Origin of the sequence: Streptomyces candidus (assembly GCF_014207445.1) — a bacterium.
GTDB classification, from domain to species: domain Bacteria; phylum Actinomycetota; class Actinomycetes; order Streptomycetales; family Streptomycetaceae; genus Streptomyces; species Streptomyces candidus.
This window is the reverse complement of sequence record NZ_JACHEM010000025.1, coordinates 1-25,513: the sequence shown is the minus strand read 5'-3', so window position 1 is coordinate 25,513 and position 25,513 is coordinate 1. Positions and strand designations below refer to the sequence as shown.

The following is a 25,513-nucleotide window of genomic DNA, read 5'->3' as shown; positions in this document are numbered from 1 at the left end:
GGGGCGGACTGTTCGAGGTTGCACCGGTCGAGAAGAAACGGCCGCAGGGCCGCCCGGCGGCGGTGGACAAGACGTTTCGGGCTTCGACCCGCACCAGGTCCTGTGTTGCCGCCGTCGCTGAACGAGTGGCTGCCCGAGGATCATCTGGCATGGTTTGTCGCAGGACCCGCAGATCGCCAACACCGGGCGGCCGGGCCGTGGATACACCCTGCGCCCGGGGCTGCTACTGGCCCTGAAGCCGTGGTTCATGTCGGACACCGCCGAGCTCGTCACCGACGCCGACGGATGGACGCTCCGCAGCGCGACCGGTTGCCGGACGGCACACAGCGAGCACACGATCGCCGTCACCGAGGACGGGGCCGAGATCCTCACGCTGCCGCAGTCGTCCCGGCGGTAGGGCCGACAGCAGGCCGAGCACCGTGTGCTGTGCCCACCCGGCCGAGGCCCCCCGGGGTGGATTCGGCGGCGGGCAGGCGCCGTGGGTCCCTTTCGACCGCACACTGGAGGCATGGACGTCATCCGGCGCGGGAGCGAGGTTCTGCGGAACCGAGTGGGAAGCCAGCTGTTTGCGCAGGTGGCGGGCCCGGACGGGCCGAGGAACCGGGAACGCATCCACCAGAGTCCGGGACCCCGCTGGTTCGGCCCCGAGCGCGCGATCCGGGTCGTGCACGGGGATGCGGCCATGTTCGTCGGCGGGTTGCGTGCGCTGCTGCTGCAGTCCCTGCATCCGCTGGCGATGGCGGCCGTCGCGGCGCACTCGGGATTCCGGGGCGACCCGTGGGGGAGGCTCGCCCGTACGAGCACGTTCCTCGCCGTCACGACGTACGGCACCGCCGACGACGCGGAGACGGCGGTCGCACAGGTACGCGCGGTGCACACCCGGGTGACGGGCACCGCCGAGGACGGCCGCCCCTACCGGGCGGACGATCCGCACCTGTTGGCCTGGGTGCACGCGGCCGAGGTGGACAGTTTCCTCACCGCGCACCAGGCCTTCGGCGCCCAACCGCTGACCCGGAACGAGTGCGACGCCTACGTGCGCGACACCGCGCGCATCGCCACGGCGCTCGGTGTGGCGCAGCCGCCGCTGGACGTCGAGCAACTGCGGGCTGTACTCGACCGGTTCCGCCCGGAACTGCGGGCGACGGCCGCCGCGCGGGACGCCGCCCGCTTCATCGTCAAGGAGCCTCCGCTGCCGCGGGCCGCCCGCGTCCCGTACAAGGCGCTGACGGCGAACGCGGTTGCTTTGATGCCCGCGTGGGCGTCCTTGGCACTGGGTCTGCCCACGGCGCCGCGCCTCCTCGCACCGATGACGCGCAGGTCGGGGGACGTCGTGACGGGCCTGATCCGCTGGGCGATGGCCCCGCCCGCCTCGTCGCGCACACCACCCGCCCCACCGAGCACAGGGCGGTAGCGGCGCCCTTCACCGCTACTGCAGTACGTGGACGGCTGCCGCGAACAGCGCGGGCATGCGGGCCGCTCCCGGGGCGATAAGGCGGGCGGTACGGGGGCGGTGGCTCGCGGTCAGCAGGGCGCCGGTCAGCAGCCGGTGCCGCCGGGTCAGCCCGGCCCAGGCGCGTTCATACTCCTGCGGCCGCCCGGCGGCCACGCAGCGGCCCCGGCCGTCGCCAGTGCGAGCGCGATGCCCTCTCCGGTGAGGGCGTCCACATACCCCGCGGCGTCGCCCACGAGCAGGACCCGGCCCGCCGTGCGGCGCCGTACCCGCTGCCGCAGGGGCCCGGCGCCGCGCACCTGTGTCGCCGCAGGGCCGCTCAGCGACGCGGCGAGAGCCGGGAAGCCGGCCAGGTGCTCGTCGTACCGGCCACGGGTGCCTGGATGGGAATGGCCGGAGCCATAGCAGGCGGGATCGCCTCGACGGCGGTGTGGGCGGCCCTGCTGTGGCTCCTGACCTCCGGGCGGATGAGCCTGGCGGCCGGCGGCGGCGCCGTCTTCGTACTGCAGACGGCCACCGGCTCGGTACGCGGCATCATCAACGGCGGGGCCCGCCTGGTGCGCACCGGCCGGTACGGGCAGGAATGGCAGAACTTCCTCGACAACGCCCACGGCCAGGCCATAACCGGCTCCCGCGGCACCGCGCCCCTGACCGCAACCCCGGAACGCTTCGAAGTCCGCGACGTCACCTACCGGTACGACGGTGCCCCCCAAGGACAGTCTCAGCGGCGTCTCCCTCCATGTACAGCGCGGCGAGATCGTGGCGCTGGTCGAGGAGAACGGCTCCGGCAAGACGACCCTCTCCCGTCTGCTGTGCGGACTGCTGCTGCCCACTGGCGGCGAAGTGGCCTGGGACCACGCTTCCACAGCGGACCTGGACCCGTGGCGGTCGTGGAAGCACGTCGCGCTGGTCCCGCAGAAGTTCACCTACCTGCCGCTGACGATGCGCGACAACATAACCTTCGGTCAGGGCGACACCAGCGACGCGGCCCTGCTCGCTGCGTGCGAGGCGTCCGGCGCCGCGGAAATGCTGCCGGGCCTCCGCTCCGGCCTGAACACCCTTATGACCAGCGAATGGTTCGGCGGTCAGCAGCTCTCCGGCGGCCAGTGGCAACGCCTCGTCCTCACCCGCGCGTTCCACCGGCAGGCAGCGCTGCTGCTGATGGACGAACCCACGGCCGCCCTCGACGCCCGTGCTGAACACCGGATCTTCTCCGGCCTGCGTGAGCTGGCCAAGGACCGCGCCATCCTGCTGATCACGCACCGGCTCACCAATGTAGCCGTCGCCGACCGGATCGTGGTCCTGGACGAAGGCCGGATCGTCCAGGAGGGCACCTACGCCCAGCTCACCCGCCAGGACACTTCCGGTCTTTGTGGGAGCTGCAGCGACGGATGAGCGGAGGCACCACCTGATCACTGCTCTCCGGTTTGCGCCGTACACACGCCCGTCCACAGCCCTGAAAGGCAGAGCCACGTAGGAGGTGGCGGGGGCTCGGCCCGCGAAGCCTGAGGGGAACGAATCCTTCGCGCTCCCCCTCAACGGGGGGTTTCAACTCAGACGTGTCATATGGATGTGGATCGGGTTGCTTCGATGGTTGCACTCTCGTGATCTGGCGAGATACGAGGAAAGGACACATCCATGTCTCTGCATCGTCCTGCCCGGGCCTTCGCAACTGTCGCGGTGACGCTGGCCGGCCTCACCGCAGCCGGCGTCGCCCCCGCCTCCGCAGCCCCCAATCCCGATCGGGATGTCGTCAACAAGATGAGCGGAGGGCGACTGGCCCTGTTGAGCAACAACACCGGGGAGGGCGCCCCTGCCATCACGCTGCGCGACCCCGCCTGGAACTACAGCACCGAGAGCTGGGAAACCGACTTCTCGGCCTGGGGGGCAGACGCACCCAACACGTACACGGCCACGTTCAAGAACGAGGCCGCGAACAAGTGCCTCCAGCCCAGCTCCGCCACACCTGCACGAGGAACCACCATCGTCGTGAAGACGTGCGATGGATCCCGGCTCCAGAAGTGGAGCCTGATCCGCGAAATGGCCGGCGACACGCACACCGGCTGGTGGATCTACCGTCCCATGGTCAACAAGGATCTCGCGATGTCCCTGAACCGCTACAACGACGGCAGCTGGGACACCTTGCACTTGAACTACGCGCAGCCAAGTTCAGACCGCCTGTGGCGACTGGCAGCCAACAACTCGCCGGTCGCCAACGGCTGATAACCCCACCCTGACAGAACAGGATCGCCGTGGCCAAACGGCGATGACGGGCTGCGGTCTATGAACCCATGCCGGGCCGCCTTCGTAGCAGGGAGGCGGCCCGGGCAGCGCAGCGACAACGAAGGGAAGACAGCGCGCGCCCTTCGTCCCGCCAACTCCGGTGAGCAAAATCCCGTGGCAATTTGTTCACGATTCGCGAACCCGGCCTCGTCCTTGAAGACGATCCAGGCCCTCAAAGCCGCCGCGAGACTCTTACCCGAGGCCACGCCTCCCTCTTCCACAACTCCACCGCATGCTCCTCGCACTGCGCGGGACGGCAGGGCCACCGGGAGAGGTGAACCGGCGGCCCCGCGTACGTGCGAGGGGCGCTGGCTCTGTCGGGGATTGTCGGCGACGCCTGAATTATGGACCAGTCCCGACGCGTGAAAAGAGACCCCCGGTAGGTCAGTTGATGTTGTTCCTCGCCACCGCGATCCTCGACCGACTCCTGCACCACTGCGGAGTCGTCCCGATCAACGGCCCCAGCTACCGGCCCAAGAACCGTCTCCAGGCCATCGAGCGCGAGACCGAAGCCGCCTGACTCCTCTGCACGTTCATCCGTACGCACCTTTGTATTTCCATGGCTCTGGCAAGATTTTCGTAGCCGGAGATCATCTCGGGGTGAGGGTCGGCCGGTCCGCATCGCGGGCAGGATCTGAGTGTGCCTGTTGAACTGTCCTGTCTGTTAACGCACTTGACGAGGTGCTGGTGGTGTCGGTCGATATCTCCGCGGCGGTAGTGGTAGTCCGTGCCCGGACGAGAGCTCGCGCTCCCGCAGCCTGTACGGGGTGCGACATGCCGAGTGCGTGGGTTCACAGCCGTTACGAGCGGCAGCTCGCGGATGCCGCTGTGGGTGGCCGTCCGGTCCGGATCGATCTGTGCGTGCGCCGCCTGTACTGCGAGAACCCGGCCTGCCTGAAGCGGACGTTCGCCGAGCAGGTTCCGGGTCTGACCGTCCGCTACCAGCGGCGCACGCCGCTGCTGCAGCAGGCTGTCGAGGCGGTCGGTGTCCTGCTGGCTGGCCGCGGAGGTGCCCGGATGCTGCGCGTCATCGACATCGCGCTCTCCCGCTGCACGGTGCTCAACCAGCTGATGCTGGTGCCGCTGCCGCCGCTGGTCACGCCCCGGGTGCTGGGGGTGGACGACTTCGCGCTCTACGGCGACACCTACGGCACGCTTCTGGTCGATGCCACCACCGGCCTCCCGCTCACCCTGTGGGAGGGCCGGGACGCCGAACGGCTCGCCCGGTGGCTGCGCCGGCATCCCGGCGTCGAGGTCGCCTGCCGCGACGGCTCCCTCGTCTACCGTCAGGGCATCACCTCCGGCGCCCCCGACGCACTGCAGGTCAGCGACCGTTTCCACCTCTGGCAGGGACTGTCCCGGCAGGTCCAGAAGATCGCTGCCGCCCACCACGGCTGCCTGCCCGCAGCCCTCCCCGAACCCGAACCACCGCCCGCCGAGGCGCCAACAGCAGCACCGGACCCGGCAGAGACTCGCGCGGGCCGGCACGCCCGACGGCTGTTCGAGACCGTGCACACTCTCACCCGAGGGTGCGCGGCTCGATGCCGGATCCCAGACTGACGAACGAAACGGTACCGACCCCCGGCCGAGAGGGCAGCGCGGTATCCGCTGCCGCCTGGGGTAGGAGACCATGGCCCGGCCCGGATGCCGGCTGTGCCGCAGTTCAGACACGGCACGGTTGTGCGGGAGGCAGTGGCAGGGACTCGTAAGTGAAAACGACCGGGCAGCACCGCCCGCCAGAGGGCAGTTGAGAGTGAAGGGCCGACTTGATGAAGAGCGCGGATATCCGTGAGTGGCGCGACCATGACGTGGTGGACCCCGACGGGCGGAAGATCGGGATCCTGGAAGCGGTTTATGTCGACACCCGCAGTGACCAGCCGGCCGTGGCCACCGTCCAGGTCGGTCTGCCCACGCGTCACCGGCTGGCCTTCGTCCCTTTGGCCGGGGCGATCGTCGGCCCCGGTTACGTCAAGGTCGCCTACGCCAAGGCAATGGTGAAGGACGCGCCGTCCATGGGCACCGACGATGTCCTGCCCGCCGAGGACGAAGAGGCGATCTTCCTCCATTACGGCTTGCCCTACCAGTCGGGCGCCGGGGGCGAGCGCAAACTCGCCCGCCGCTGAAACTATCCCTTCTGCCGGAAGGCCCCACCCTCATGGCCCTGATCCTGTTTCTGGTTCTCGTCGCCCTCGTCCTGGGCATCATCGGCGTCGTGGTCAAAGGACTGTTCTACCTTTTGATCATCGGCATCGCCGTCCTGGTCGCCGCCTTGGTGTACGCCGCGCTACGCTGGCGCCGCACCGGCCGACGCCCCGCCCGCTGAGGTGAGTTCATTCCATGTCGTAAGCACCTTTCTTCGCCGGTCGGGAGAGCGGCGGTAGAGTCTGCCGTGGGCAATACGGTCGTCGTCCTCGAAGTTCTGCTCGGACCGTGCGGAGCACTGCTCTCGAAGATCGAGGTGCGCGCGCCGAGCACCGCCCCGGCCTCCAACTGCGGCACGAGCTCGTCCGCCTGCTCGGGGAGGCTCCGACGGTGGCAAGTGCCTCGAAGACAGTGAACCGCACCGTCACAGCCTCGCGCTGGTGTCGGCCGATGCGGGAGGCGTTTCCCCGTACGCGTCACACACTGCTCATGACGTCCACTCCAGACCGAGGCCAGCCAACTGCTGGTGTCCGCGCCAGCGAGTGGACGACCCTGGGCAAGGCGTGGTAGCACCACGGACAAGTGCTCGTGCCGGTCGACACCCGAGTCACCGCCGCCGTCACGGGCCCCTTCCCCGCATGACTCCCCGGGGCACTGTGGCAGGTCACCGCCTTCCCCGACGCTGCCAGGTCGCCCAAGTCGCCAAACAAAACTTCTCCCCCACCGCGGACCGCATAGACAGGCGCACAAGGAAAACACTCTGTACCGGAATCGCCCTGGCCGCCCTCGCCCGGTGGAGAGCCGAACACCTCCTCGCGGTCCTGTGCAGTAGACGGATTGGCCGGGGGCGTGGCTGTTGGACCAGAAAACCCACGCAACCGGCAAACCGCCCTGAGCTGCCCGAGTTTCGTAGAGCACGGTGATCTTGGTTCAGGCGGACTACGAGTTCCCCAGTGTCCGTGCCCATCGCGAGCAGCCGGAACGAACGCGGAAGCACGGAAGAAGTATTCACCCCACGCGCCCCAGTGGCTGCTCAGCCGCTCACGGCAAAGGACCGCCTGCGGTGAACCGCGCGCCGCTGCACGCCCTGAGTTTCGCCTACGCGCCCTGGTGGCCGCGTTGAAGGCCGGTCTTTACGGCGCACCGCGCGGAGGCAAGCCGGACGAGGGACCCCGCAGGCAGTGGGGCGGCAGGTAAGAGGGAGGAGTATGAGGCGATCGGAATGGTGGCCGGAATTTGGGCGTGTCGGGTCATTTTTTCGGGGGAAGGGGTGGACACCTTCCTGGCAGACGCCATGATGGCGGAAGGGAAGTTTTCTCGTGTTTGTAATCTTCTCTGACGCACAGAATTCGTTCCGACACCCGTCAGCGCCCCAGCTCTCGCCGGGCAACCGGCTGAGCTGCACGTCGGCCCGATCCGTGCCGACAGCGTCGACAGGCGAGGGGCCGGACGGGGCTTCGAGCTGGATCTCATCCATACCGTCGCCACAGCATCAGGGCTTGCCCGTCATCGCCTCCGGAGGGTGCGGCAGTCTCAGCCATCTCCAGGAAGCCCTCAGTGCCGGCGCCGCCTCGTACGTCCTGGTGAACATCGTGCTGCCCAACGGGCAGCACACCATCAGCGAGGTGCGCGACCACCTGTTCGCCCATCCGTCCTTCGGCACAGACAACAGCTGACAGACCAGGAACGACTGCCATCCGAGCCGACCGCGGCCATCCAGCAAGTCCGCTGCCGAACCCACCGGAACTGCTGCCAAGGGCCACGCAACAGCACTCCGCACGCCCGGCGGATGCCCGTGCCGGCGCAGCCCCGTCGGCATACCCGTTCCTGCCCGTCCCCATTGGATGCATGGCCCGGGCGCTCCGGTGTCCCGCCGTTCTCGAAGCCGCTGAAGGTGAGCAGACAGCATCGGCACCGGCTCTCCCGGGCCCTGACCCCTTACGGAGCAACCATGCGTGTGCCTATAGACGACGAACTCGTGATCGGGGACCGTCCCCGCTCCCCGGACGGTCTGCGAGCCGACCGTGCCCTTCTCGAGGAGATCGCGGCGCAGATGGATGAGGCGCGTTTCCAGTCAGTGGGGGCGCCGGTCAACCTCGACTTCGACTACCGTCACCTGGCACCGTTCCTGGCCGTTCATGCCAACAACGCGGGCAGCCCGTGCGGGACCAGCGAATACCGCCTCCACACGAAGCACTTCGAACGTGCCGTCGTCGATTTCTTCGCACACCTGGCGAAGGCTCCCCCGGACACTACCTTCGGTTACGTGACCAACGGGGGCACCGACAGCAACCTTTTTGGCGTCTTCGTCGGCCGTGAACGACACCCGGACGCCGTGCTCTACGCCTCCGAGGATGTCCACTACTCCGTCCCGAAGATCGCCCGCCTGCTGCGCATGGACTTCGTCCCCGTAGCCACCAACCAGCACGGGTCCATGGATCCTCACGCGCTGGAAACGGTCTGCCGTCAGAAGGGGGGCGCGGCCGTCGTGGTCGTGACGGTCGGCAGTACGGGGACGGGGGCCATCGACGACCTCCCCGGCATACGCCGCGCCCTGGCATCCGCCGGCATCGCACGGACTCATTTGCACGCGGATGCCGCGTTCGGTGGACTTCTGGCCGCCTTGGCTCCCCGGCCCGTGCCATGGGCGTTCGCTGACGGGGTCGACAGCGTCGCCATCAGCGGGCACAAGATGATCGGCAGCCCCATCCCCTGCGGCATAGTGCTGGCCAACTCCACTCACGTGGAGGAGATTCGCGTACCCGGGGCTGCGGTCGGCGCGGACGACGACACCATCAGCGGCTCCCGTGACGCCCTCTCCCCTCTCCTGCTCTGGCACGAGCTGCGACGCCTCGGACGCGAAGGACTGACGGACAGGGTTCACGAGTGTCTGCGCGTTGCGGAATACGCTGCGCAACGCCTGGAGGCGTGTGGCCGCAACCCGAGCCATCTGGCGGGAACCAACACCGTGCTCTTCGACGCCCCCTCAGAGGAGCTGTGCGACCGGTGGCACCTCTTCCGGCAGAACAAACGCGCCCATATGGTGACCATGCCGCACGTCAGCGAAGAGCTCATTGACCGGCTTTGCGCCGATCTGGCTTCTGAAACAGGGCAGCTCCCCTGACAACGGGAGCCCGACGTCCTCGTTGCCTTTTTCGCGGTCCTGCAATGGGGCCGCTGGCCTCCGGACCCGGTATGGCTGTGTCCCCTCTGTCGAAGGCATGACCTGGGGGGTGGTGTCGCCGGGTCCGTGGGGTGCCGTCGGAGACGCTGATGAGAGACCCGGCCACCGCCCGGTCCGGCGCAATGCCGGGCAGTTCGCGGGCAGCAGGTCTGCATAACGTGGATGCGCGAGCACGGTGCCGTTGCCGCGAGGTCGGCGTGGTCAACGACCTGGAGAGGGTGTGATGTTCGACATCGAAGGCGTGGGCGTCTTCCTCGGGATGGACGTCGGCAAGACGGCCCATCACGGTCACGCGCTGACGCCGGCCGGCAAGAAGGTCTTCGACAAGCCGATGCCCAACAGCGAACCCAAGCTGCGGGACGTCTTCGACAAGCTCAAGGCCAAGTTCGGCACCGTCCGGGTGATCGTCGACCAGCCCGCTCGATCGGCGCCCTGCCGCTGACCGTCGCCCGGGATACGGGCTGCGAGGTCGCCTACCTGCCCGGACTCGCGATGCGACGGATCGCCGACCTCTACCCGGGTGAGGCGAAGACCGACGCGAAGGACGCGGCGGTGATCGCGGACGCCGCCCGGACGATGCCCCACACGCTGCGTTCGCTTCAGCTGACCGACGAGATCACCGCCGAGCTCACGGTGCTGACCGGCTGCTCACCCAGTTCCACCCGTCGCTGGAGCGCGTGCTCGGGCCGCGGCTGGACCACCCGGCCGTCACCTGGCTCCTCGAGCGCCACGGGTCCCCGGCCGCGCTGCAGAAAGCCGGCCGGCGCAGACTCGTCGAACTCATCCGCCCGAAACCCCGCGGATGGCCGGGTGGCTGGTCGACGAGGTCTTTGACGCTCTCGACGAACAGACCGTCGTGGTGCCGGGAACCGGGACCCTCGACATCGTGATCCCGTCCCTGGCCGCCTCCCTCGCAGCGGTTCACGACCAGCGCCGGGCCTTGGAAGCGCAGATGAGCACCCTGCTGGAGGCCCACCCTCTTCACCCGGTCCTGACCTCGATGCCGGGAGTCGGCGTCAGGACCGCTGCCGTCCTGCTGGTCACCGTCGGCGACGGCACCAGTTTTCCCAGTGCCGCCCACCTCGCCTCCTACGCCGGCATCACCCCGACGACGAAATCGTCCGGGACCTCGATCCACGGCAAACACGCACCCCGAGACGGAAACCGGCAGCTCAAACGCGCGATGTTCCTCTCCGCCTTCGCCTGCATGAACGCCGACCCGACCTCACGCACCTACTACGACCGGCAAAGAGCCCACGGCAAAACCCACACCCAGGCTCTCCTCCGCCTCGCCCGCCAACGCATCAGCGTCCTGTTCGCCATGCTCCCCACCATCACCCTCGCCGCATGACCATCCCAAACAGCCTCATCCCCGGCACCACGTCCTTGACGAAGAACATAGAGACACCCCCGCCGAAGCCCATGACGGCCGCTACGTGCGGTACGCCCTCCCTGACAGGCGCACGATACGGCCCTGCTGCACGACGAAGGAGACGCCTCCGACGACGGAAATGTCATCGAACGGGTCGCCGGGGACAGCGATGACGTCGCTCGCCGCACCCGGGGCGATATGCCCTAGGTCGGGACGCTGCAGCAGGTCAGCCGCATGTTCGGTGGCGGCGGCCAGCGCCTGGCGGGGTGAGAACCCATTGGCCACCAGCGTGGGAAACTCCCGCCAGTTCTCGGAGTGCGGGAACAATCCCGCGTCCGTGCCGAAGGCCACCGTCACCCCGGAGTTCGCCGGCAGCGCGAAGCCGGACTGCAGGGCGGAGGCGTGGGCGCCGTAGGACGCTCGCACCCCTTCCGGCTGACCCTGACGGAATTCCTCGTCCTCCATCTGGTCCAGGAAATACCGCTGGGCGTACTGCGTGGGCACCAGGTAGGCGCCAGCCTTGGCGAGCAGCTCCAGGGTGTCCGCAGAGGCGAGGCAGCCGTGCTCGATGCTGCGCACCCCCGCGCGGACCGCGCGCCGGACGGCCTCGTCGCCGAAAGCATGCGCGGCCACGTCCAAGCCGCGGTCGGCAGCGGCCCGAACCATCACGTCCAATTCCTCCTGGGTGTAACCGACATCGACTAGGCGGTCGCTGGGCGAAGTGAAGCCGCCTCCGACGGCGACCTTGATCCAGTCAGCGCCGTAGCGCACCTGCTCCCGTACCGCCCGGAGAACAGCCGCGGTGCCATCGGCGAGACTCCCCACCGCCAGGCCGTAGCGTCCGGCAAGACCGGGAGTTTTGTCACCGTGCCCGCCGGTGCCGGAGAGCATGTTGGGCGCGACCACCATGCGCGGCCCGACAATGTGCCCCTGCTCGACCGCACGTTTCAGTGAAATGTTCACCGGCTGATCTGCGCCGCCGAGGTCGCGGACCGTCGTGAAGCCGTGCATCAGCAAGGTGTGCAGCGCGGGCAGCGCGCTGAGAGCCTGATAGGCAACCGGCTCGGTGTCCAGAGCTTCGTCGACCACGTGGACGTGGCAGTCGATCAGCCCGGGAAGCAACGTGTGTCCGGGCAGGTCCACCGTCCTAGCGCCTGGCGAGGGCGTCAAGTTGGCCCCCATCTCCACGACCTGCGCACCACGCAGGCGTACGTCGATCCGGGCCACTGGTTCGGCGGTCCTGCCGTCCCAGAGCCGGGAGGACCGGACCAGCAACTCGTTCTGGTGTGCTTCCATGTCCATCTCCTCGACTGGTAACGGAGGCAAGGGCCTGCGTAGATCTCTGAGAAAGCGCGGTCCTGCACAGGGCCCGGATCTGAACTTGCTCAGTTGTGCCGACGTGGTGCGGGCGGCGGTTGCGATCTCCTCGCCGGGGCGTGGGGCGTGGCTCTGTGCCCTCTACGGCTGAGGCTGAGACGTGTCTTGAGTTGCGCAAGGGTGCGGCCCGCCAGGCGGGGGGGTGCCCAGATGGTGACGCCTTCGAGCCAGGCCTCGTCGATCTCGTCGGCGAAGTCCACCACTGCGCGGCCGGCGCGTCGGCGACGAGGAAGACCTCGACCATCCGGATCAAGTTCGAGGAGTTCTTCGAGCCCACGACGACTCCGTCAGTGCGGCCTCGACATCCTACGGCCCGGTCCACTCCCGCGCACCGGCCGCGGGCGGGCGAGGAGAGCCCAGCGACGGTGGTGACTCTGCGGGGTGTTCAGGCGGACCGCGTCACGGCTTGGTGGGCGAGGAGGCGCAGTGCGTTTGCGCCTGCGGTGTCAAGGTGGATGGTTTCTTCCAGGGCGGTGAGTGCTTGGTGGTAGCGGTGGTTGATCATGTCTTCGACGGTGTGGGGGGCGTCTGTGGCGGTGATGATGTGCCGGGCGGTCTGTGCCTGGTCTTCGGTCAGGGTCGGGCAGCCCAGCAGGGAACGTAACTGTTCGCGCTGGCCGGGACTGCCTCGCTTGAGGGTGAGGGCGATGAGGGGGGTGGCTTTGCCTTCGCGCAGGTCGTCCAGGGCGGGTTTGCCGGTGGTGTCGGGGGTGCCGAAGACGCCCAGGAGATCGTCGCGCAGTTGGAAGGCCTCGCCGACCGGTATGGCGTAGGCGGACAGGGTGTGCAGGAGGTGCCGGTCGGCGCCGGCCAGGGCCGCCCCGAGGTGCAGGGGGCGTTCGATGGTGTACTTCGCTGTCTTGTAGCGGATGATCCGCAGGGCGCAGTCGAGGTCGGTCTCGGTGTGGGGGCCGGTGTGGGCGAGGTCGAGGTACTGGCCCAGGGTGATTTCGGTGCGCATCTCCTCCAGCAGGGGCAGCAGGGCGGCCAGTTGTGCGGGGGTGGGGTGGCCGTGGTGCAGGAGCTCGTCGGACCAGATCAGTGCCAGGTCGCCGGTGAGGATGGCGGCGCTCTGGCCGTACTGGTCGGCAGCCTGAGGGGGGCCGCCGTGCTGCTGGGCGAAGGCCCGGTGGACGGTGGGCCGGCCGCGTCGGGTGTCGGAGGCGTCCATGACGTCGTCGTGGATCAGTGCGAAGGCGTGGAAGAGTTCCAGTGACGCCGCCAGGTGCAGGGCGGTCCGGTAGCTGCCGGTGGCTCCGGCGATGTGCCAGCCGACCAGGGCCAGGACCGGGCGGATGCGTTTGCCTCCGGCGGCCAGGAACTCCTGCAGCGCCAGGGTGAGGTCGGGCAGGCCAGCGTGGTGGGCGTCGCGCTGGGCCTTGCCCTGGAGGAAAGCGGACAGGACATCCTCGACCTGTGCTTTGAGCTGCTGCAGGTCCAAGGCCGCAGAAGCCCGGACCGGAGCGGGGGCGGGGGGTGAGAGCGTCATCGCGGAACCTCGTTGCTGGAAGGGGACGGGCGGGGGTGCTTCGCCGATCAGGGCCAGGACCGCCAGAGGAAACGGACGCTTCGCACGGGCGGCCCCGGGGGAGCTGCGCTGCAGGGAGCAGGGGCGGGCGGATGCGGTGGCAGAAGCCCCCAAGGCGTCACCGAGCGGCACAGGGACACGAGTGAAGGACTCCTTGCGCCGCGTACCGCACCTCGACCAGACGCACGTGCGCCTTTCGTGACCTCATCAACGCAGTAAGAACAGGACTTCCATACGCCTGCCCCCGGCCGACAACACCACCGGTCGACCAGGGGGCGCACAAGGAGCACCAGGCGCATCCGGGCGCGAACTTTCGCTCCCCCAGTGCCCGCAGCGCGCACCGGCAGATACCGCAGACCTGTCCGTCACCCCGAGAGTGGAGGGCTGGGCTGGCACGTCTGCGGTCTGGACCGGTGCTCTCGCCTGCGCAGAGCTCGCCGTGCTCCGGCCCTACCAGGGGGGTGCTTCACCGCCCCGGCTGTGCAGACCGAGGTGACGGGTCTGCTGCCGCGGGAGGTGACCTGGAGCCACGCCGAAAATCGACCCGGCCGCGGGGACAATGAAATGAGAGACGTCATCCGTTTGACGGAAAGGCAGGCAGGGTCCGCCTGCTTCTCCGTTCCCTGGACAGCACATGAAATCAACGTCTCCCTGCCACCAAAGGACCTCGATGCCCCTTCCAGACTCGCTCAAGGCTGGCGATGTCCTGCTGACCCGAGGTACGGGGTGTATATCACGTGCGATCTGCCTCCTCGACGGCAGCGAGGTCAGCCACGCCTTGCTCGTCCTTGACCGCGACACCATCGCCGAGGCCGTCGGCCAGGGCCTGCGTACCGCCTCGTTCGAGCAGGCCCAGGACAAACACGACTTGGTCGTCGGCCGCACCTTGACCACGGCGCCGGCTGACATGGCCCCGGTCCTGGACGTGGCACGCGGTTATCTGACACGAGGGGCCTCCTACGCCCATCAGCAGATCCTGCTGCTCGCGGTCTTGTGCGTGACCCGCCGGGCTCCCATGCCGCCGGGCGGGCGCAGAATGGTGCGCACGGTCCTGGACCAGGCGGCGGCCGCGGTCAACGCCATGGCCGAGCGCGGCCAGCAGCCAATGGTCTGCTCAGAGTTCGTCTACCGCTGCCACCGCGAGGCGCGCCCCCCCCCATCGCCGTACGCCCTGTCCATCGGCGACAACGGACAGCCGGACGGACAGACGCTCCTGCAGTGGGCCCACACCCACCCGGCCCTGCCCGGCGTGCCGTTGCGGCTTGCCGGGGTTTTCGATCCCGCCAGCGCGGAGAGCGCACTCGCGCCCCTTCTCCGCGCCTACGCCACGGCCGTCGACACCTCCGGCACGCTGCCAGCGGGACTGCGCCCGCCCTCGCCATCGGCCCTCAATGATCCCAGTGACGAGGAACTGCTGAGCTCGATGGTCACCTTCGGCAATGCCTCCCACCGGGCCCGGACCCGCCAGATGCACGAGGGCGGCCTGCCGCCGGAACAGACCCTGGACCAGATCAGGGCAATGGAAGCCCAGCCCGACTTCGTCACCCCCGGCGACCTCCTCCGCACCCTCTCCCTGACCGAAAGGTTCCGCCAAGCAACCGCCGGCACGGTGCCGGGCAAGCTGACCGGTATCCCACTGCCCGGGGCCCGGGCGCGGAAAGCAGTCTTCCAGGCCCCCGGCACCGACACCGAACAGCAAGAAACCCGGGGCCAGGACACCTGACAGGACCGCCAGGCGTAGTCACGACGCCGACGAGGGAACAGCCGCTCCCGGTGAGGGCAATCACCTACGACCGGGCCTATGTGCAGGAACGCGAAAGGCACAGTCGACCCCGCCACCCTCCCGGCGAGCCTCTTCTGGACCGCAACGGCCCCAGTCTGGCGACCAGTTCCGGTACCCAGGTCACGCCGTAGGCCCGTCCTGCCCCGGGGGCGGCTGCCGGATGTCGACGTACACCCGCGCCTGCACCCCGTGCTGCGCCGGCACCCGCTGGCCCCGCACCGTGGTGGTGGCCGCCCACCGCTCAGGGTGGCGCCTTCTGTCGTGCTCCAGGGCCTGAGGCTGTGTGATGTCGTGATCATTCGGTGGCCTTGAGTAGGTCGTCGATCCAGATCATTGAGGCACGGAGCTGGAGGCCGGCGAGGTAGCTTTCGGGCGTCTTGTCGAACGCTGTCATGCTCTGTCATGCTCTCGCTCAAGCTCATGCATTCTGGGGGGTCTCATGGCATGGAAGAGGTTGGCCGTGATCGTTGCAGCTGCCGCGATGATGACGGGGCTGAACGTGCCATCGGCGACCGCGGCGGCGGCGAGGTCGGCGTTCGAGGGCGTGCCACGCACGAATAAGTGTCTGGACTACCGGTCGGACCCGGGCTTCGGAGTGTATTTGACCGACTGCAACGGCGGCGGCTACCAGACGTGGTATTGGGACGATGCCCTCGACTACACGGCCCTGCGGCAGAAGGCAACGGGGTTGTGTCTGACGGTACGGAGCGGGCTGCTCGCGATGAAGCCGTGCCTGGCCGGTGATAAGGCGGCGTACTGGTCCGTGCAGCTGTACGCGGAGGGTGCGATGATCCTCAACAAGGCAACGGAAACGTGCCTGGCCAGGAACACGCTCGACCGGGTGCAACTGTCGTTTTGCACGGGTGGGACTTCGCAGCGGTGGACGGTCCGGAACCTCGGCTAGAGTCAAGCCGCGTGATCAATCTGTGGGATGTGCCTTGGCGGCACGGCCCGGTCCGATAGCCGTCTTGCGTGACGCGCCGGCGGAGTTCTTGGTCGACCGTCCACAACCGTCACGAAGCTCTCCTTGATCACAACCAAATACGCTCCCTATCTCGTACGGCACGACGGTCCCGTCGTGAGTGTGACGGTCGGACGTGCCGATGTGGGTGAACCGACGACGACGAGTAGGAACGACGAATGTCCGGGGTCCCGAATCCGGCTGAGGCCGTGCGGTCCTCATGCCCGGGCAGGCCCGCACGGCGGTCATCCGCGCCGCTCCTGGTGTGTGCGCCAGAAGGGATCAGCTGCTGTAGAAGCGCTTGACCGCCTTTTGGAACTCTGTGGCGTCGAGCCGTCCGTCACCGTCGGTATCGAGCTGGGCGAAGTATGCCTTGGCGTCGCGGTCGGACATGCACATAAAGTCCGCCGCCCGCAGGAAATCCTGGACGCTGAGGGTGCCGTCATTGTCGGCGTCCAGGAGCTCGAAGAGTGTCCGGCACACCTCGCCCTTCCCCGGCCGGCCGGGTGAGCGGAAGTCGGGGTGCGTCCGGGCGGCCACGTACTCCTCCACGGTCATGGCGCCGTCGCCGTCCATGTCGCCGAGCGGAAGGAGCGAACCCCACGGCGTCGTGTTGGCAGCGAGGAGTGCCTGGCCCTTGGCGGAGTTTTCCGCCAGGGGCCAGGTCTGCCAGGTCGGTGCAGTCCGCCGCCGGGACGCGGGGCGAGCGTGAGGGTTCCGTCGTGGGCCTCGGTGATCTTCTTGACGATGGCCAGGCCCAGGCCGACGCCCGCCCGGTCGCCCTGGAGCCGTTCGGTGCCGCGCTGGAAGGGTTCGGTGAGGGTCGGGACGAGCTGCGGGGAGAGCTGTTCGCCGGTGTTCTCCACGGTGAGCACCACCGTGTCGGCGCGGACGCCGGTGCTGACCCGCACGGTGCCTTCGGCGGGCAGGTTGTGGACGATCGCGTTCTGCACGAGGTTCGTGGTCAGTTGCAGCAGCAGGGCGGATGATCCCGTCGTGGCGGCGATGTCGCCGCAGGTCTCGACGGTGACGCCGTGGGTCTCCGCGAGGGGAAGGAGCGTTTCGGCGGCCTCTTCCGCGAGGAGGGACAGGTCGACGTGTTCCCGGTGGAAGGACCGCCCGCCGGCCCGGCTGAGCAGGAGCAGCGCCTCGGTCAGTTCGATGGCCCGGGTGTTGACCGCGTGCAGGCGGTCGACGAGGGCGCCGCTGTCGTGGTGCGGATCGGCGCGGGCCACGTCGAGCAGCGTCTTCGAGACGGCCAGAGGGGTGCGCAGCTCGTGCGAGGCGTTGGCCGCGAACCTCTGCTGTTCGGCGACGTGCGCTTCGAGCCGCGCGAGCATCGCGTCGAAGGCGTCGGCGAGTTCGCGGAATTCGTCCCGGCGTCCCGGCAGCCGGATCCGGTGGGAGAGCGAACCGCTCGTGGCCCTGCTGGTGGCGTTCGCGATGCGGGTCAGGGGAGCGAGCATGCGGCCGGCCAGGAGCCACCCGCCCACGAGACCGAACACCAGCAGGAACGCCAGGACGGCGGCGGCTCGCGGAACGAAGACGTGCAGAAGGGCGGACCGGATGGTGAAGACCTCGAGTTCGCAACCGATGTCGACCTTCTCCTCGAAGGGCATGCCCCCGAGGCGCCTGCGCAGCGCCATGCGCTTCGTTGAGTTGAGCAACGGCAAGGTCAAGGTCGTCGCCAACGCCAAGATCACCGACCCCGGGGAGGCGGGGGTCAGGTGCGGCGGGCGGCCCATACGGTGCGCTCGGTGCGTATGGCGAGGTCCTCGCGGCGCAGAAGGCTGTTCGGGCTGCTGGTGTCCAGGAGCTCGTCGAGTGCGGCGAGGTCCTCGGGGCTGAGGGCGGGGGCGGCGACGCTGCGGATGCGCTGCAGAATGCCGTAGGCGTAGCGGCCGATCGCTTCGCTGCGCGCACCTTCGATGTTGACGGTAAGGGTGCGTTCGTCCTCGACGGTGAAGCCGGCGGTTGTCAGCATCGGCCCCCAGTCGGCGCCGCGGTGTGGAACGTGCTCGGCGTGGAATTGGTTCGTCGCGGCATGGGCGCGCTCTTCGAGGCCGGGCCGGCTCTCCGGGGCGCCGGCCGGCAGGAAACGGGGGACGCCGGCGAGTTCGACGACGGCGAACAGGCCGCCGGGGGCGAGTAGCTCGCGGACGTTGCGCAGGGCACGGTCGGGGTTGGCCATGTGGTGCATCGAAGCGGAGGCCCACATCAGATCCGGCTGGCCGAGCTCGGGCCAGTCGTTGTTGTCGAGGTCGGCTTGTACGGTCCGTACGCGCTCCTGGATGCCGCGAGCGTACGCCTTCTCGCGCAGGAGCTGGAGATGGCTGGCCGAGGTGTCGACGGCGGTGACGTGCGCGTCGGAGAAGCGTTCGAGGAGCGTGAAGGTGCCCGCGCCGGTGCCGCAGCCCAGGTCCACGATGTGGCGCGGCTCGCTCGTCAGCGGCAGCGAGGCAGTGATGGATGCTGTGTGCTCGGCGAGCACCTCGGCGTCCAGATCGAGGATCTCCGCCTGACCGCGATCGCTGGGTTCTTGGTGGCCGCCATGTCCGTTGTCGGGGTGGTGATCACTATTGCTGTGGTGGGTGTGCTGATGAGTGTGGGTCATGGCTCCACCGTAAGCCTGCTATGCGCATCCAGCACGATCACTTGCGAAATGCGCAACAAGGTGGCTTGACCTGCTGCTCGCGACGCAACATCGCCCACCGCCTCGACCGCGGCCCGCTATTCGCAGCGGGCCTGGGCGCTTGTGCGGTCGGCTTCGGAGTCGTCGGAGCCGGCGTCCTTCTGGTGGCCGCGGCGGGCGTCGCGGTCGAAGATGCCGATGATCTCGCACGGTCCGCCCTCGGCGCCGATGGCGTGCGGCATCATGGTGGGGAACTCGGCGGCCTGGTTGGTCTCGATGCGAAAGCGCCGGTGGCCGAGCATGAGGACGGCGGTGCCGGACAGTACGACGAGCCATTCGCGGCCGGGGTGGGCGCGCATGCGGGCCGGGTTGTCGGGCGGTGGGTCGGTCATCCGCTGGCGCATCACGCTCATGCCGGGGTCGCCCTTTATGGGCCAGCGCATCAGGCCGTGGGTGCCGTCGATCATCGGGCTGATGATGACGTCGTCGGCGGCGTTCTCCACGAGCTGGTCCAAGGTGGTGTCCAGGGCGCGGGCGAGGGTGACGAGCTGGTCCAGGGCGAGGCGGCGCTGACCGTTCTCGATGCGGCTCAGTGAGGACTGGCTGAGATTGGCCCGGGTGGCAAGTTCCTCCAGGGACCAGCCCTGTGCGACGCGCAGTGCGCGGATTCGTTTGCGTACGAGGCTGTCCAGCTGCCCATCTTCTTGCGTCATAAGCAACATGGTATGCCCTGGATGCAACATGGGCTTAGCGTCGAATACAGAAGGTCCAGTACGGGGGACCAGGTACGAGGAAAGGGCGCGACATGTCTGCGCAGGCTAACCACTACGAGAGCGACGCACTGCCCACCGGGACCGTGGACGTGGTGGTGATCGGCGGCGGCGCCGCGGGCCTGAACGGCGCGCTGATGCTGGCCCGCTCGCGCCGCTCGGTCGTCGTGATCGACAGCGGCACTCCGCGTAACGCCCCCGCCGCTGCCATGCACGGCTTCATCGTCCTGGACGGCACCCCGCCACCCGAGATCCTCAAGCGCGGACGCGAGCAGGTACGCCAGTACGGCGGCCGGATCGTCTACGGCCAAGTGGCCACGGCCGAACCCGCCGCCCCCTCGGCGGACGGTGACCTGCGGTTCACCGTCACCCTGGCCGACGGCCGCACGCTGACGGCGCGCCGGGTCCTGGTGGCCACCGGACTGCGCGACGTGCTGCCCGAGGTGCCCGGCCTGGCCGAGCACTGGGGCCACAGCGTGGTGCACTGCCCCTACTGCCACGGCTATGAGGTGCGCGACGAGCCCATCGGCATCCTCGCCACCGCCCCCGCCTCCATCCACCACGCCTGGCTGTTCCGCCAGCTGACGGATGACCTCATCTACTTCACCCGCGGCACCGACTTGGACTCCGAGACCCGCGCCCGCTTCGCCGCCCGCAACATCCGCATCATCGAGACCGACGTCGAGGAGGTCGTCAACGACAACGACGGCGCCCTCACAGGCGTCCGTCTGACGGACGGCACCTTTGTCGGGCGGCGGGTCCTGGCTGTGGCCACGCGGATGCAGGCGCGTACCGAGGGCCTGGACGGGCTGAAGCTGCCCATGGAGGACCTGCCCGACGACATGGGCCGCCGCTTCTCCTCCGCCACGGCCGGCACCACCGAGGTCCCGGGCGTGTGGGTGGCCGGCAACGCCACCGACCTCACCGCCCAGGTCGGCGCCTCCGCCGCGGCCGGAGCCCTGGCCGGCTCCCACATCAACGCCCTGCTGGCCGCCGCGGACACCGACGCCGCGCTCGCCGCCACGCAGAAGACCACCGGCTGACACGTCAGCCCCGCTGCCGGACTTTCGCGCGACCGCCGTCCAGCGTCTTGGGCGGTCAGCAAGTCCTTCATCTCACCAACCCGGCGACCGGCCCTGCCCCGGCGCTGACTCAGCATGCCCTTTTGGAGGGAACCCATGAGCACCCATCAGCCTCCCCTGACGTCGGATACGCCGACCGTCGGGGGTACGCCGGACGCGCGTCAGCTGCGCGCGATCCTGATCACCGTCTCGATCGCGCTGATGGCCGTCATCGCCTCGGTGTCGGGGCTGAGCGTCGCCCAGACCCACCTGGCCGTCGAGTTCGGCGCCTCCCAGAACACCGTCCTGTGGATGATCAACAGCTACACCCTCGCCCTGGCCGCGCTACTACTGCCGCTCGGCGCCATCGGCGATCGCCTGGGCCGCAAGCCCATGTTGATAGCGGGGTTGATCATCTTCGCCGCCGCCAACGTCCTCGCGGGCTTCGCCCCATCGGCCGGGATAATGATCGCCACCCGTGTGGCTGCCGGCGTCGGCGCCGCGATGATCATGCCGATCACGCTCGCCGTCATCACCTCCACCTTCCCCGAGGAGGAACGCGGCAAGGCGATCGGTGTGTGGACCGGTGTCGCCGGAGGCGGCGGCATCCTGGGCATGTTCCTCTCCGCCCTGCTGGTCGACGTCGCCAACTGGCGCTGGCTGTTCGTGCTGCCCGTGGTTCTGGGGGCCGTGGCGCTGGCGATGACACTGAAGTCGGTGCCCAACTCCCGCGAACGCTCACCCCATTCCTTCGACACCATCGGCGCGCTGCTCTCCATCATCGCCGTGACCGGTCTCATATTCGTCCTGCAGGAAGGACCCGAGCGCGGCTGGACCGCCCCCATCACCCTGGTCAGCCTGGCCGTCGGCGTCGTCGCCGCCCTCGCCTTCGTGGCCTGGGAGCTGCACCGCCGCGATGCCTCACTGTTGGACGTACGCCTGTTCCGTGAGCGCGGCCTGGCTGGCGGCTCGATCACCCTGCTGGTCGTCTTCGGCGTCCAGGCCGGTATCGCCGTCGTCCTCTTCCCGTTCTTCCAGGCTGTGCTCGGCATGTCGGGGCTACTGTCCACCGTGGCGCTGATGCCGATGGCCGTCATAATGATGACGGGCTCGGGCATTGCCCCGAAGATGGCCGCCAGGATCGGCGCCCGCTCCACCATGACCTTCGGTGTCGGCCTGGCCGCGCTCGGCCTGGCACTGATGGCGCTGTTCGTCTCCGTCGACGGCGGTTACCTGTCCATCCTGGCCGGCATGATCGTCATGGGTATCGGCATGGGTCTGTCGATGACGCCCTCCACCGAGGCCATCACCAGCTCCCTGCCCCGCTCCAAGCAAGGCGTTGCCTCCGCGCTCAACGACGTCACCCGTGAGTTCGGCACCGCCCTCGGTATCGCGATGCTCGGCGCGATCCTGGCCAGCGGCTACCGCAGCGCCATCGACGGCAAGCTCGACCGCGTCCCCACAGACGCAGCAGACACCGCACGCGAAGGCATCGCCAACGCCATCGAGGTCGCGCCCACCACCGGCAGCCACGCCCAGGACCTGATCCGCGCCGCGCAGCAGTCATTCGTCGACGGCTGGCAGCAGTCCATGTGGGTCGGCACCGCCGTCATGGCCGCCCTGGTCGTCTACGTCGCCCTGCGCGGCCCGAAGAACACCGCACCCCTCCAGGCCGACGCCGCGGCAGCCCCCCAGACCGGAGTCGCGGACAACGTCGCCGCTCGCTGACCTCGCAGGAACTCCGTGCGGACGGAGCACGACACCGCCCGCACGGCAGCCGGCTGTCGGGCACACCGCGTCGGGTCATCGACCGCGGCCGCCGTCGATGGGGTTGAACCCCGGCGGCGAACACCCGGAAGCGCTGGAGTGTTTGCCCGTACAGCGCTCTGTACGTCGTCGGCCGCGCGCTCCGCACGGGCCGTGCGGAATAGCCCAGCGGCATTGTCACCCGACGTCTCTAACCGACGCTTCTCGAGCCTCCCATCGGCTGGGGCGAAGACGCACGTTCATCCTGCTCCGCCGTCGAGCAGCCAGCTGTAGCGCAGCCGCAGAGCTCGCTCGGTGCTGGCTGTCGCGGTGGCGAGGCCGAGCGCGGTGTTGCCCGACCACGGCAGGTCGATGGGCGAGGTGAAGGTCCCGGTGTAGTGGGCGATGCCCTCGGCCTTGGTGAGTTGTTCGGCGATCTGTGGGATGAGGAGGGCCAGAGCGGCGAGGAGCACGCCCAGTGAGAGGAGACCGATCGTGCGGCTCAGCGCGGGGTGCTCGCGTTCGAGGCGCGCACGGCGTCCCTCAGCGGAGTGGGGGTCCGGGACGAGCTGGTATTCGGTCCCCTCGGCGGTGATGTAGTGGCAGCGCTTGAGCCCGAAGGTGCTCATCCTCACCTCGACGGTGCCGCCCGGAACGGGGAAGGCGGCGGGAAGTTTGGACATGGCGTACTGCCGCCCGTCGCGGTAGAGGTGGGCCTTGAGGTTGTCGGACGCGTAGTTCGACCAGTGCCTGACGTCAACGGCGTAGGCGGTGGACCTGCCGTCGTCCTTCATCAGCCGAAGGGGGAACAGCGCGCGGATAGGCAACTGCCACCAGCGGAAACGGATCAGTGCTCGTCCGTCTCCGGGTTCGACCCGCTGCAGGGCCCGACGCCGCCTCCACTCTTTGATCATGCTTCCGCTCCCGTTTCTCGCTCGGCCCAACTGCCGCAGGTGCGATCCTGTGACGGGCGCTGCCCGGTGGTGAACAACGTATTTGTGTCTCGCGGCCGGGTCACCACCCATCACACTCCGTGCCCCGAGGGCATGGTCAAGTGCGTCTGGCAAGGAACCATCACCCGAGGAAAGGGCCTGCCGGTGGCGGAGGCGTGGAGTACCAGTCAGCTGGCCGAACTCGCCGGCACGACACTGAAAACCGTCCGGCACTATCACGAGATCGGCCTGCTGGGCGAGCCGGAACGAGCGGCCAACGGCTACAAGCGGTACGGCGTCAAGCACCTGGTCCGCCTGCTGCGCATCCGCAGGCTGGTCGACCTCGGCGTGCATCTGTCGGACATCCCCTCGGTCGAGGTCGCCGACGAGAACCGGGGCCTGATCCTGCGGGCTCTGGACGCGGAACTCGCGGCGAGTATCGAACGCCAGAAGCGGATGCGACGGGAATTGGCGGCTATTCTGGACAACCGGGCCTCGATCGACTTGCCCGCGGACTTCAACGCGCTCGCCGACGATCTGCCGGAGTCGCAGCGCTCCCTCCTGCTGGCGTACTCCAGCTTCATCACCCCCGCGGCGATGTCCGCTCTCAAGGAGCAGCTCTCGGCACCTCGCAGCGACGTCGGTGCACGGTTTGAGTCCCTCCCCGCGGACGCGCCCGATGACGTGCGGCGGCAGCTCGCTGTGCGCCTCGCGCCGGAAGCGCGCAACCAGCAGAAGGACCACCCATTCCTGGGTGACCTGGAAGCCTCCTCCCGCCGGAAAGGGGCGATCACTCAGTCGGTTGTCGTGCAGGCGCTGGTCGAGTTCTACAACGAGGCTCAGCTCGACGTCCTGCGACGCGTGCACGAACTGCTTTCGCAGGACGACGCAGCCGGGGAATGAACGCCGCTTGACCATGCCCCAAGGGCATGGTTTCCAATCGAGGCAGTCAGCGTGACCGGCTGACCCCATGCGAGATCGAAGACCAGGAGATCCATGCGTACACCCCGACGGCTGCGGGCCGCAGCCGTCGCCCCCGTCGTGCCCCCGACGTTGCTCGGCGCCTGCGAGCCGGGAGCAGAGGCGCAAGGCCAGCGCCGTCTGGTGCGCTCGACCGGTTCCATGAACAGAAGGCGGCGCACGCGGCACGTCGGGACCGGCAGGACAGACGATCAACGAGGCTTCCAGGCAGCGTGATTGAGACGTAAGCCGTTCCGCGAAGCCAGGCGTCTCAATGATCGCGAACGGGTAGCCAGCGGTCCGTCATCGCGAACTCGTAGCACCATCCCTTCAGTGTGAGGACTCACAGCCATGAAAAATGCTCTCCGCACCACACTGGCCGCTGCATTAGCGGCCGTAGCCCTCGCAGTAACCGCCCCCTCAGCTGTCGCCGCCCCCACCGGGGGCCCGGAGCCGGCTTGTTACGGCATTCCCAGGCCCGCCGCCGCACCCGCACCCCGCGTGGCGGCGAACCCGTCTACGATCTCCGCCGGGAAGTACAACCAGGCCCGGAAAATCCTGGAACGCGCCGGCAGCTACAACGCGTCCAAGTCTCACCTCGTCCACGGGATTTCTAGCGTACCGGTCTGGTACGGCACCCGACTCCTGTCCTGCTCGCGGGACGAGTTCCGCCAAAGGGACCGTAACGTTGCGATCAAGAAGTCGGGCATGTCGGAAGCTCACTGGACGGCCATCCACAACGCGGCGCGCGTGATGGGCATCTCCCGCTGGTGACATGACTGACGACGTTCCAGTCTGACCATGCCGTGGCCGGTGCGCCGTCGGCCAGCTGACGACGTGCACGCTCGCAGGCAGACCGACTGCCTGCCTGCGAGCGTGCACCGGCCAGTCGTACGTGTCGTCCAATCCATCCGGCCGGAGCAGACAGCGCCCCTCCTCCAGCGCTGCGGCGACCCGATGCGGGCCCGCGACCTGTGCGGGGCCCGCGATCTGCCGACTCTCCCGAAGAACACCGAAGGAATCTGGTCCAAACTGAAACGCCTGGTCACCCGCGGTGTCCTCACCGAGCCCGAACCCGGCCTGTTCGCCCAGCCCGGCACCTGAGCCTTATCCCGTCCCGGTGACCAGCAGCCCTCACTCGAGCCCCACCCCGAAACGGGCAACTACGCACGTCCCGCACTCTAAGAACTCCTAACGAAATGATCTTCAAGGTGGTTGGATCACTCCAGGAACGTTGATCCGGGGGTGTGGGGTGGCTCGGCCGAAGCCGTGGGATGTTGATGACGAGTTGTGGGCGGTGATCGAGCCCCTGTTGCCCAAGGTGGAACGGCG

21 protein-coding genes and 5 pseudogenes are annotated in these 25,513 nt (G+C 68.5%); 18 read left to right on the top strand and 8 right to left on the bottom strand.

The window, feature by feature from the left end:
- Positions 1-154: 154 nt before the first annotated feature.
- Positions 155-397 (top strand): annotated as a pseudogene (locus HNQ79_RS30145) (type I methionyl aminopeptidase); the annotation flags it as partial.
- Between the two features lie 111 nt (positions 398-508).
- The gene (locus tag HNQ79_RS30140) at positions 509-1,411 is read left to right on the top strand and encodes an oxygenase MpaB family protein (protein WP_185036161.1); all 903 of its coding nucleotides are present in this window, start codon (positions 509-511) and stop codon (positions 1,409-1,411) included.
- Between the two features lie 15 nt (positions 1,412-1,426).
- Here HNQ79_RS30140 and HNQ79_RS34200 read toward each other — a convergent pair.
- Positions 1,427-1,824 (bottom strand): annotated as a pseudogene (locus tag HNQ79_RS34200) (monooxygenase); the annotation flags it as partial.
- Between HNQ79_RS34200 and HNQ79_RS34630 the strand changes: the two are divergent.
- The 9 genes and pseudogenes from HNQ79_RS34630 to HNQ79_RS30090 form a co-directional block, all read left to right on the top strand.
- Positions 1,822-2,862 (top strand): annotated as a pseudogene (locus HNQ79_RS34630) (ATP-binding cassette domain-containing protein); the annotation flags it as partial. The pseudogenes HNQ79_RS34200 and HNQ79_RS34630 overlap by 3 nt on opposite strands.
- A 226-nt stretch (positions 2,863-3,088) precedes the next feature.
- Positions 3,089-3,673 (top strand): RICIN domain-containing protein, encoded by a 585-nt coding sequence (locus tag HNQ79_RS30125; protein WP_185036160.1) that lies wholly within the window; start codon positions 3,089-3,091, stop codon positions 3,671-3,673.
- Between the two features lie 460 nt (positions 3,674-4,133).
- Positions 4,134-4,253, top strand: a pseudogene (locus HNQ79_RS30120) (ATP-binding protein); the annotation flags it as partial.
- 161 nt (positions 4,254-4,414) lie between these two features.
- On the top strand, positions 4,415-5,293 hold the full coding sequence (locus HNQ79_RS30115; protein ID WP_311772322.1) for an ISL3 family transposase: 879 nt from the start codon (positions 4,415-4,417) through the stop codon (positions 5,291-5,293).
- 206 nt (positions 5,294-5,499) lie between these two features.
- A complete protein-coding gene (locus tag HNQ79_RS30110) occupies positions 5,500-5,856 on the top strand; it encodes a PRC-barrel domain-containing protein (RefSeq protein WP_185036159.1) in 357 nt (118 codons plus the stop codon).
- A gap of 32 nt (positions 5,857-5,888) precedes the next feature.
- Positions 5,889-6,056: a hypothetical protein gene (locus tag HNQ79_RS30105; protein WP_185036158.1), complete on the top strand. Its 168-nt coding sequence runs from the start codon at positions 5,889-5,891 to the stop codon at positions 6,054-6,056.
- A gap of 1,318 nt (positions 6,057-7,374) precedes the next feature.
- Entirely contained in the window at positions 7,375-7,551 is a 177-nt protein-coding gene (locus HNQ79_RS30100) for a hypothetical protein (protein ID WP_185036157.1), read from the top strand.
- Positions 7,552-7,853: 302 nt separating this feature from the next.
- A complete protein-coding gene (locus HNQ79_RS30095) occupies positions 7,854-8,999 on the top strand; it encodes a histidine decarboxylase (RefSeq protein WP_185036156.1) in 1,146 nt (381 codons plus the stop codon).
- Between the two features lie 283 nt (positions 9,000-9,282).
- Positions 9,283-10,410, top strand: a pseudogene (locus HNQ79_RS30090) (IS110 family RNA-guided transposase).
- Positions 10,411-10,491: 81 nt separating this feature from the next.
- Here the strand turns inward: HNQ79_RS30090 and HNQ79_RS30085 are convergent.
- On the bottom strand, positions 10,492-11,727 hold the full coding sequence (locus tag HNQ79_RS30085) for a metal-dependent hydrolase family protein (RefSeq protein ID WP_185036155.1): 1,236 nt from the start codon (positions 11,725-11,727) through the stop codon (positions 10,492-10,494).
- Positions 11,728-12,193: 466 nt separating this feature from the next.
- Positions 12,194-13,297, bottom strand: coding sequence for a polyprenyl synthetase family protein (locus HNQ79_RS30080; RefSeq protein WP_185036154.1), 1,104 nt, complete (start codon positions 13,295-13,297; stop codon positions 12,194-12,196).
- Between the two features lie 709 nt (positions 13,298-14,006).
- On the opposite strand from HNQ79_RS30080, the gene HNQ79_RS30075 reads away from it, so the two are divergent.
- Positions 14,007-15,059 carry a C40 family peptidase gene (locus HNQ79_RS30075; RefSeq protein ID WP_185036153.1) on the top strand — a complete coding sequence of 351 codons (1,053 nt, stop codon included), beginning with the start codon at positions 14,007-14,009 and terminating at the stop codon, positions 15,057-15,059.
- 520 nt (positions 15,060-15,579) lie between these two features.
- Positions 15,580-16,023, top strand: a complete 444-nt coding sequence (locus HNQ79_RS30070) for an RICIN domain-containing protein (protein WP_185036152.1) — start codon at positions 15,580-15,582, stop codon at positions 16,021-16,023.
- A gap of 339 nt (positions 16,024-16,362) precedes the next feature.
- Here HNQ79_RS30070 and HNQ79_RS30065 read toward each other — a convergent pair whose 3' ends face one another.
- The 4 genes from HNQ79_RS30065 to HNQ79_RS30050 form a co-directional block, all read right to left on the bottom strand.
- Positions 16,363-16,656: an EF-hand domain-containing protein gene (locus HNQ79_RS30065; protein ID WP_185036178.1), complete on the bottom strand. Its 294-nt coding sequence runs from the start codon at positions 16,654-16,656 to the stop codon at positions 16,363-16,365.
- Positions 16,635-17,699, bottom strand: a complete 1,065-nt coding sequence (locus tag HNQ79_RS30060; protein WP_308437374.1) for a sensor histidine kinase — start codon at positions 17,697-17,699, stop codon at positions 16,635-16,637. The genes HNQ79_RS30065 and HNQ79_RS30060 overlap by 22 nt, the downstream gene beginning before the upstream one ends.
- Positions 17,700-17,803: 104 nt before the next feature.
- Positions 17,804-18,694, bottom strand: coding sequence for a methyltransferase (locus HNQ79_RS30055; protein WP_185036150.1), 891 nt, complete (start codon positions 18,692-18,694; stop codon positions 17,804-17,806).
- Between the two features lie 116 nt (positions 18,695-18,810).
- Positions 18,811-19,425 (bottom strand): XRE family transcriptional regulator, encoded by a 615-nt coding sequence (locus HNQ79_RS30050; protein WP_185036149.1) that lies wholly within the window; start codon positions 19,423-19,425, stop codon positions 18,811-18,813.
- 92 nt (positions 19,426-19,517) lie between these two features.
- Between HNQ79_RS30050 and HNQ79_RS30045 the strand changes: the two genes are divergently transcribed.
- Both HNQ79_RS30045 and HNQ79_RS30040 read left to right on the top strand, forming a co-directional pair.
- Entirely contained in the window at positions 19,518-20,525 is a 1,008-nt protein-coding gene (locus HNQ79_RS30045) for an NAD(P)/FAD-dependent oxidoreductase (RefSeq protein ID WP_185036148.1), read from the top strand.
- Positions 20,526-20,660: 135 nt separating this feature from the next.
- Complete coding sequence (locus tag HNQ79_RS30040; RefSeq protein ID WP_185036147.1) at positions 20,661-22,271, top strand: MFS transporter; 1,611 nt, start codon at positions 20,661-20,663, stop codon at positions 22,269-22,271.
- Between the two features lie 278 nt (positions 22,272-22,549).
- On the opposite strand, the gene HNQ79_RS30035 is transcribed toward HNQ79_RS30040, so the two are convergent.
- The gene (locus HNQ79_RS30035; protein WP_185036146.1) at positions 22,550-23,203 is read right to left on the bottom strand and encodes a hypothetical protein; all 654 of its coding nucleotides are present in this window, start codon (positions 23,201-23,203) and stop codon (positions 22,550-22,552) included.
- 84 nt (positions 23,204-23,287) lie between these two features.
- On the opposite strand from HNQ79_RS30035, the gene HNQ79_RS30030 reads away from it, so the two are divergent.
- From HNQ79_RS30030 to HNQ79_RS30020, 3 genes are all read left to right on the top strand, one after another.
- The gene (locus tag HNQ79_RS30030; protein WP_311772320.1) at positions 23,288-24,124 is read left to right on the top strand and encodes a MerR family transcriptional regulator; all 837 of its coding nucleotides are present in this window, start codon (positions 23,288-23,290) and stop codon (positions 24,122-24,124) included.
- Positions 24,125-24,532: 408 nt separating this feature from the next.
- A complete protein-coding gene (locus HNQ79_RS33320) occupies positions 24,533-24,955 on the top strand; it encodes a hypothetical protein (RefSeq protein WP_221508303.1) in 423 nt (140 codons plus the stop codon).
- 63 nt (positions 24,956-25,018) lie between these two features.
- Positions 25,019-25,285, top strand: a complete 267-nt coding sequence (locus tag HNQ79_RS30020) for a hypothetical protein (RefSeq protein WP_185036183.1) — start codon at positions 25,019-25,021, stop codon at positions 25,283-25,285.
- Positions 25,286-25,513 lie beyond the last annotated feature (228 nt).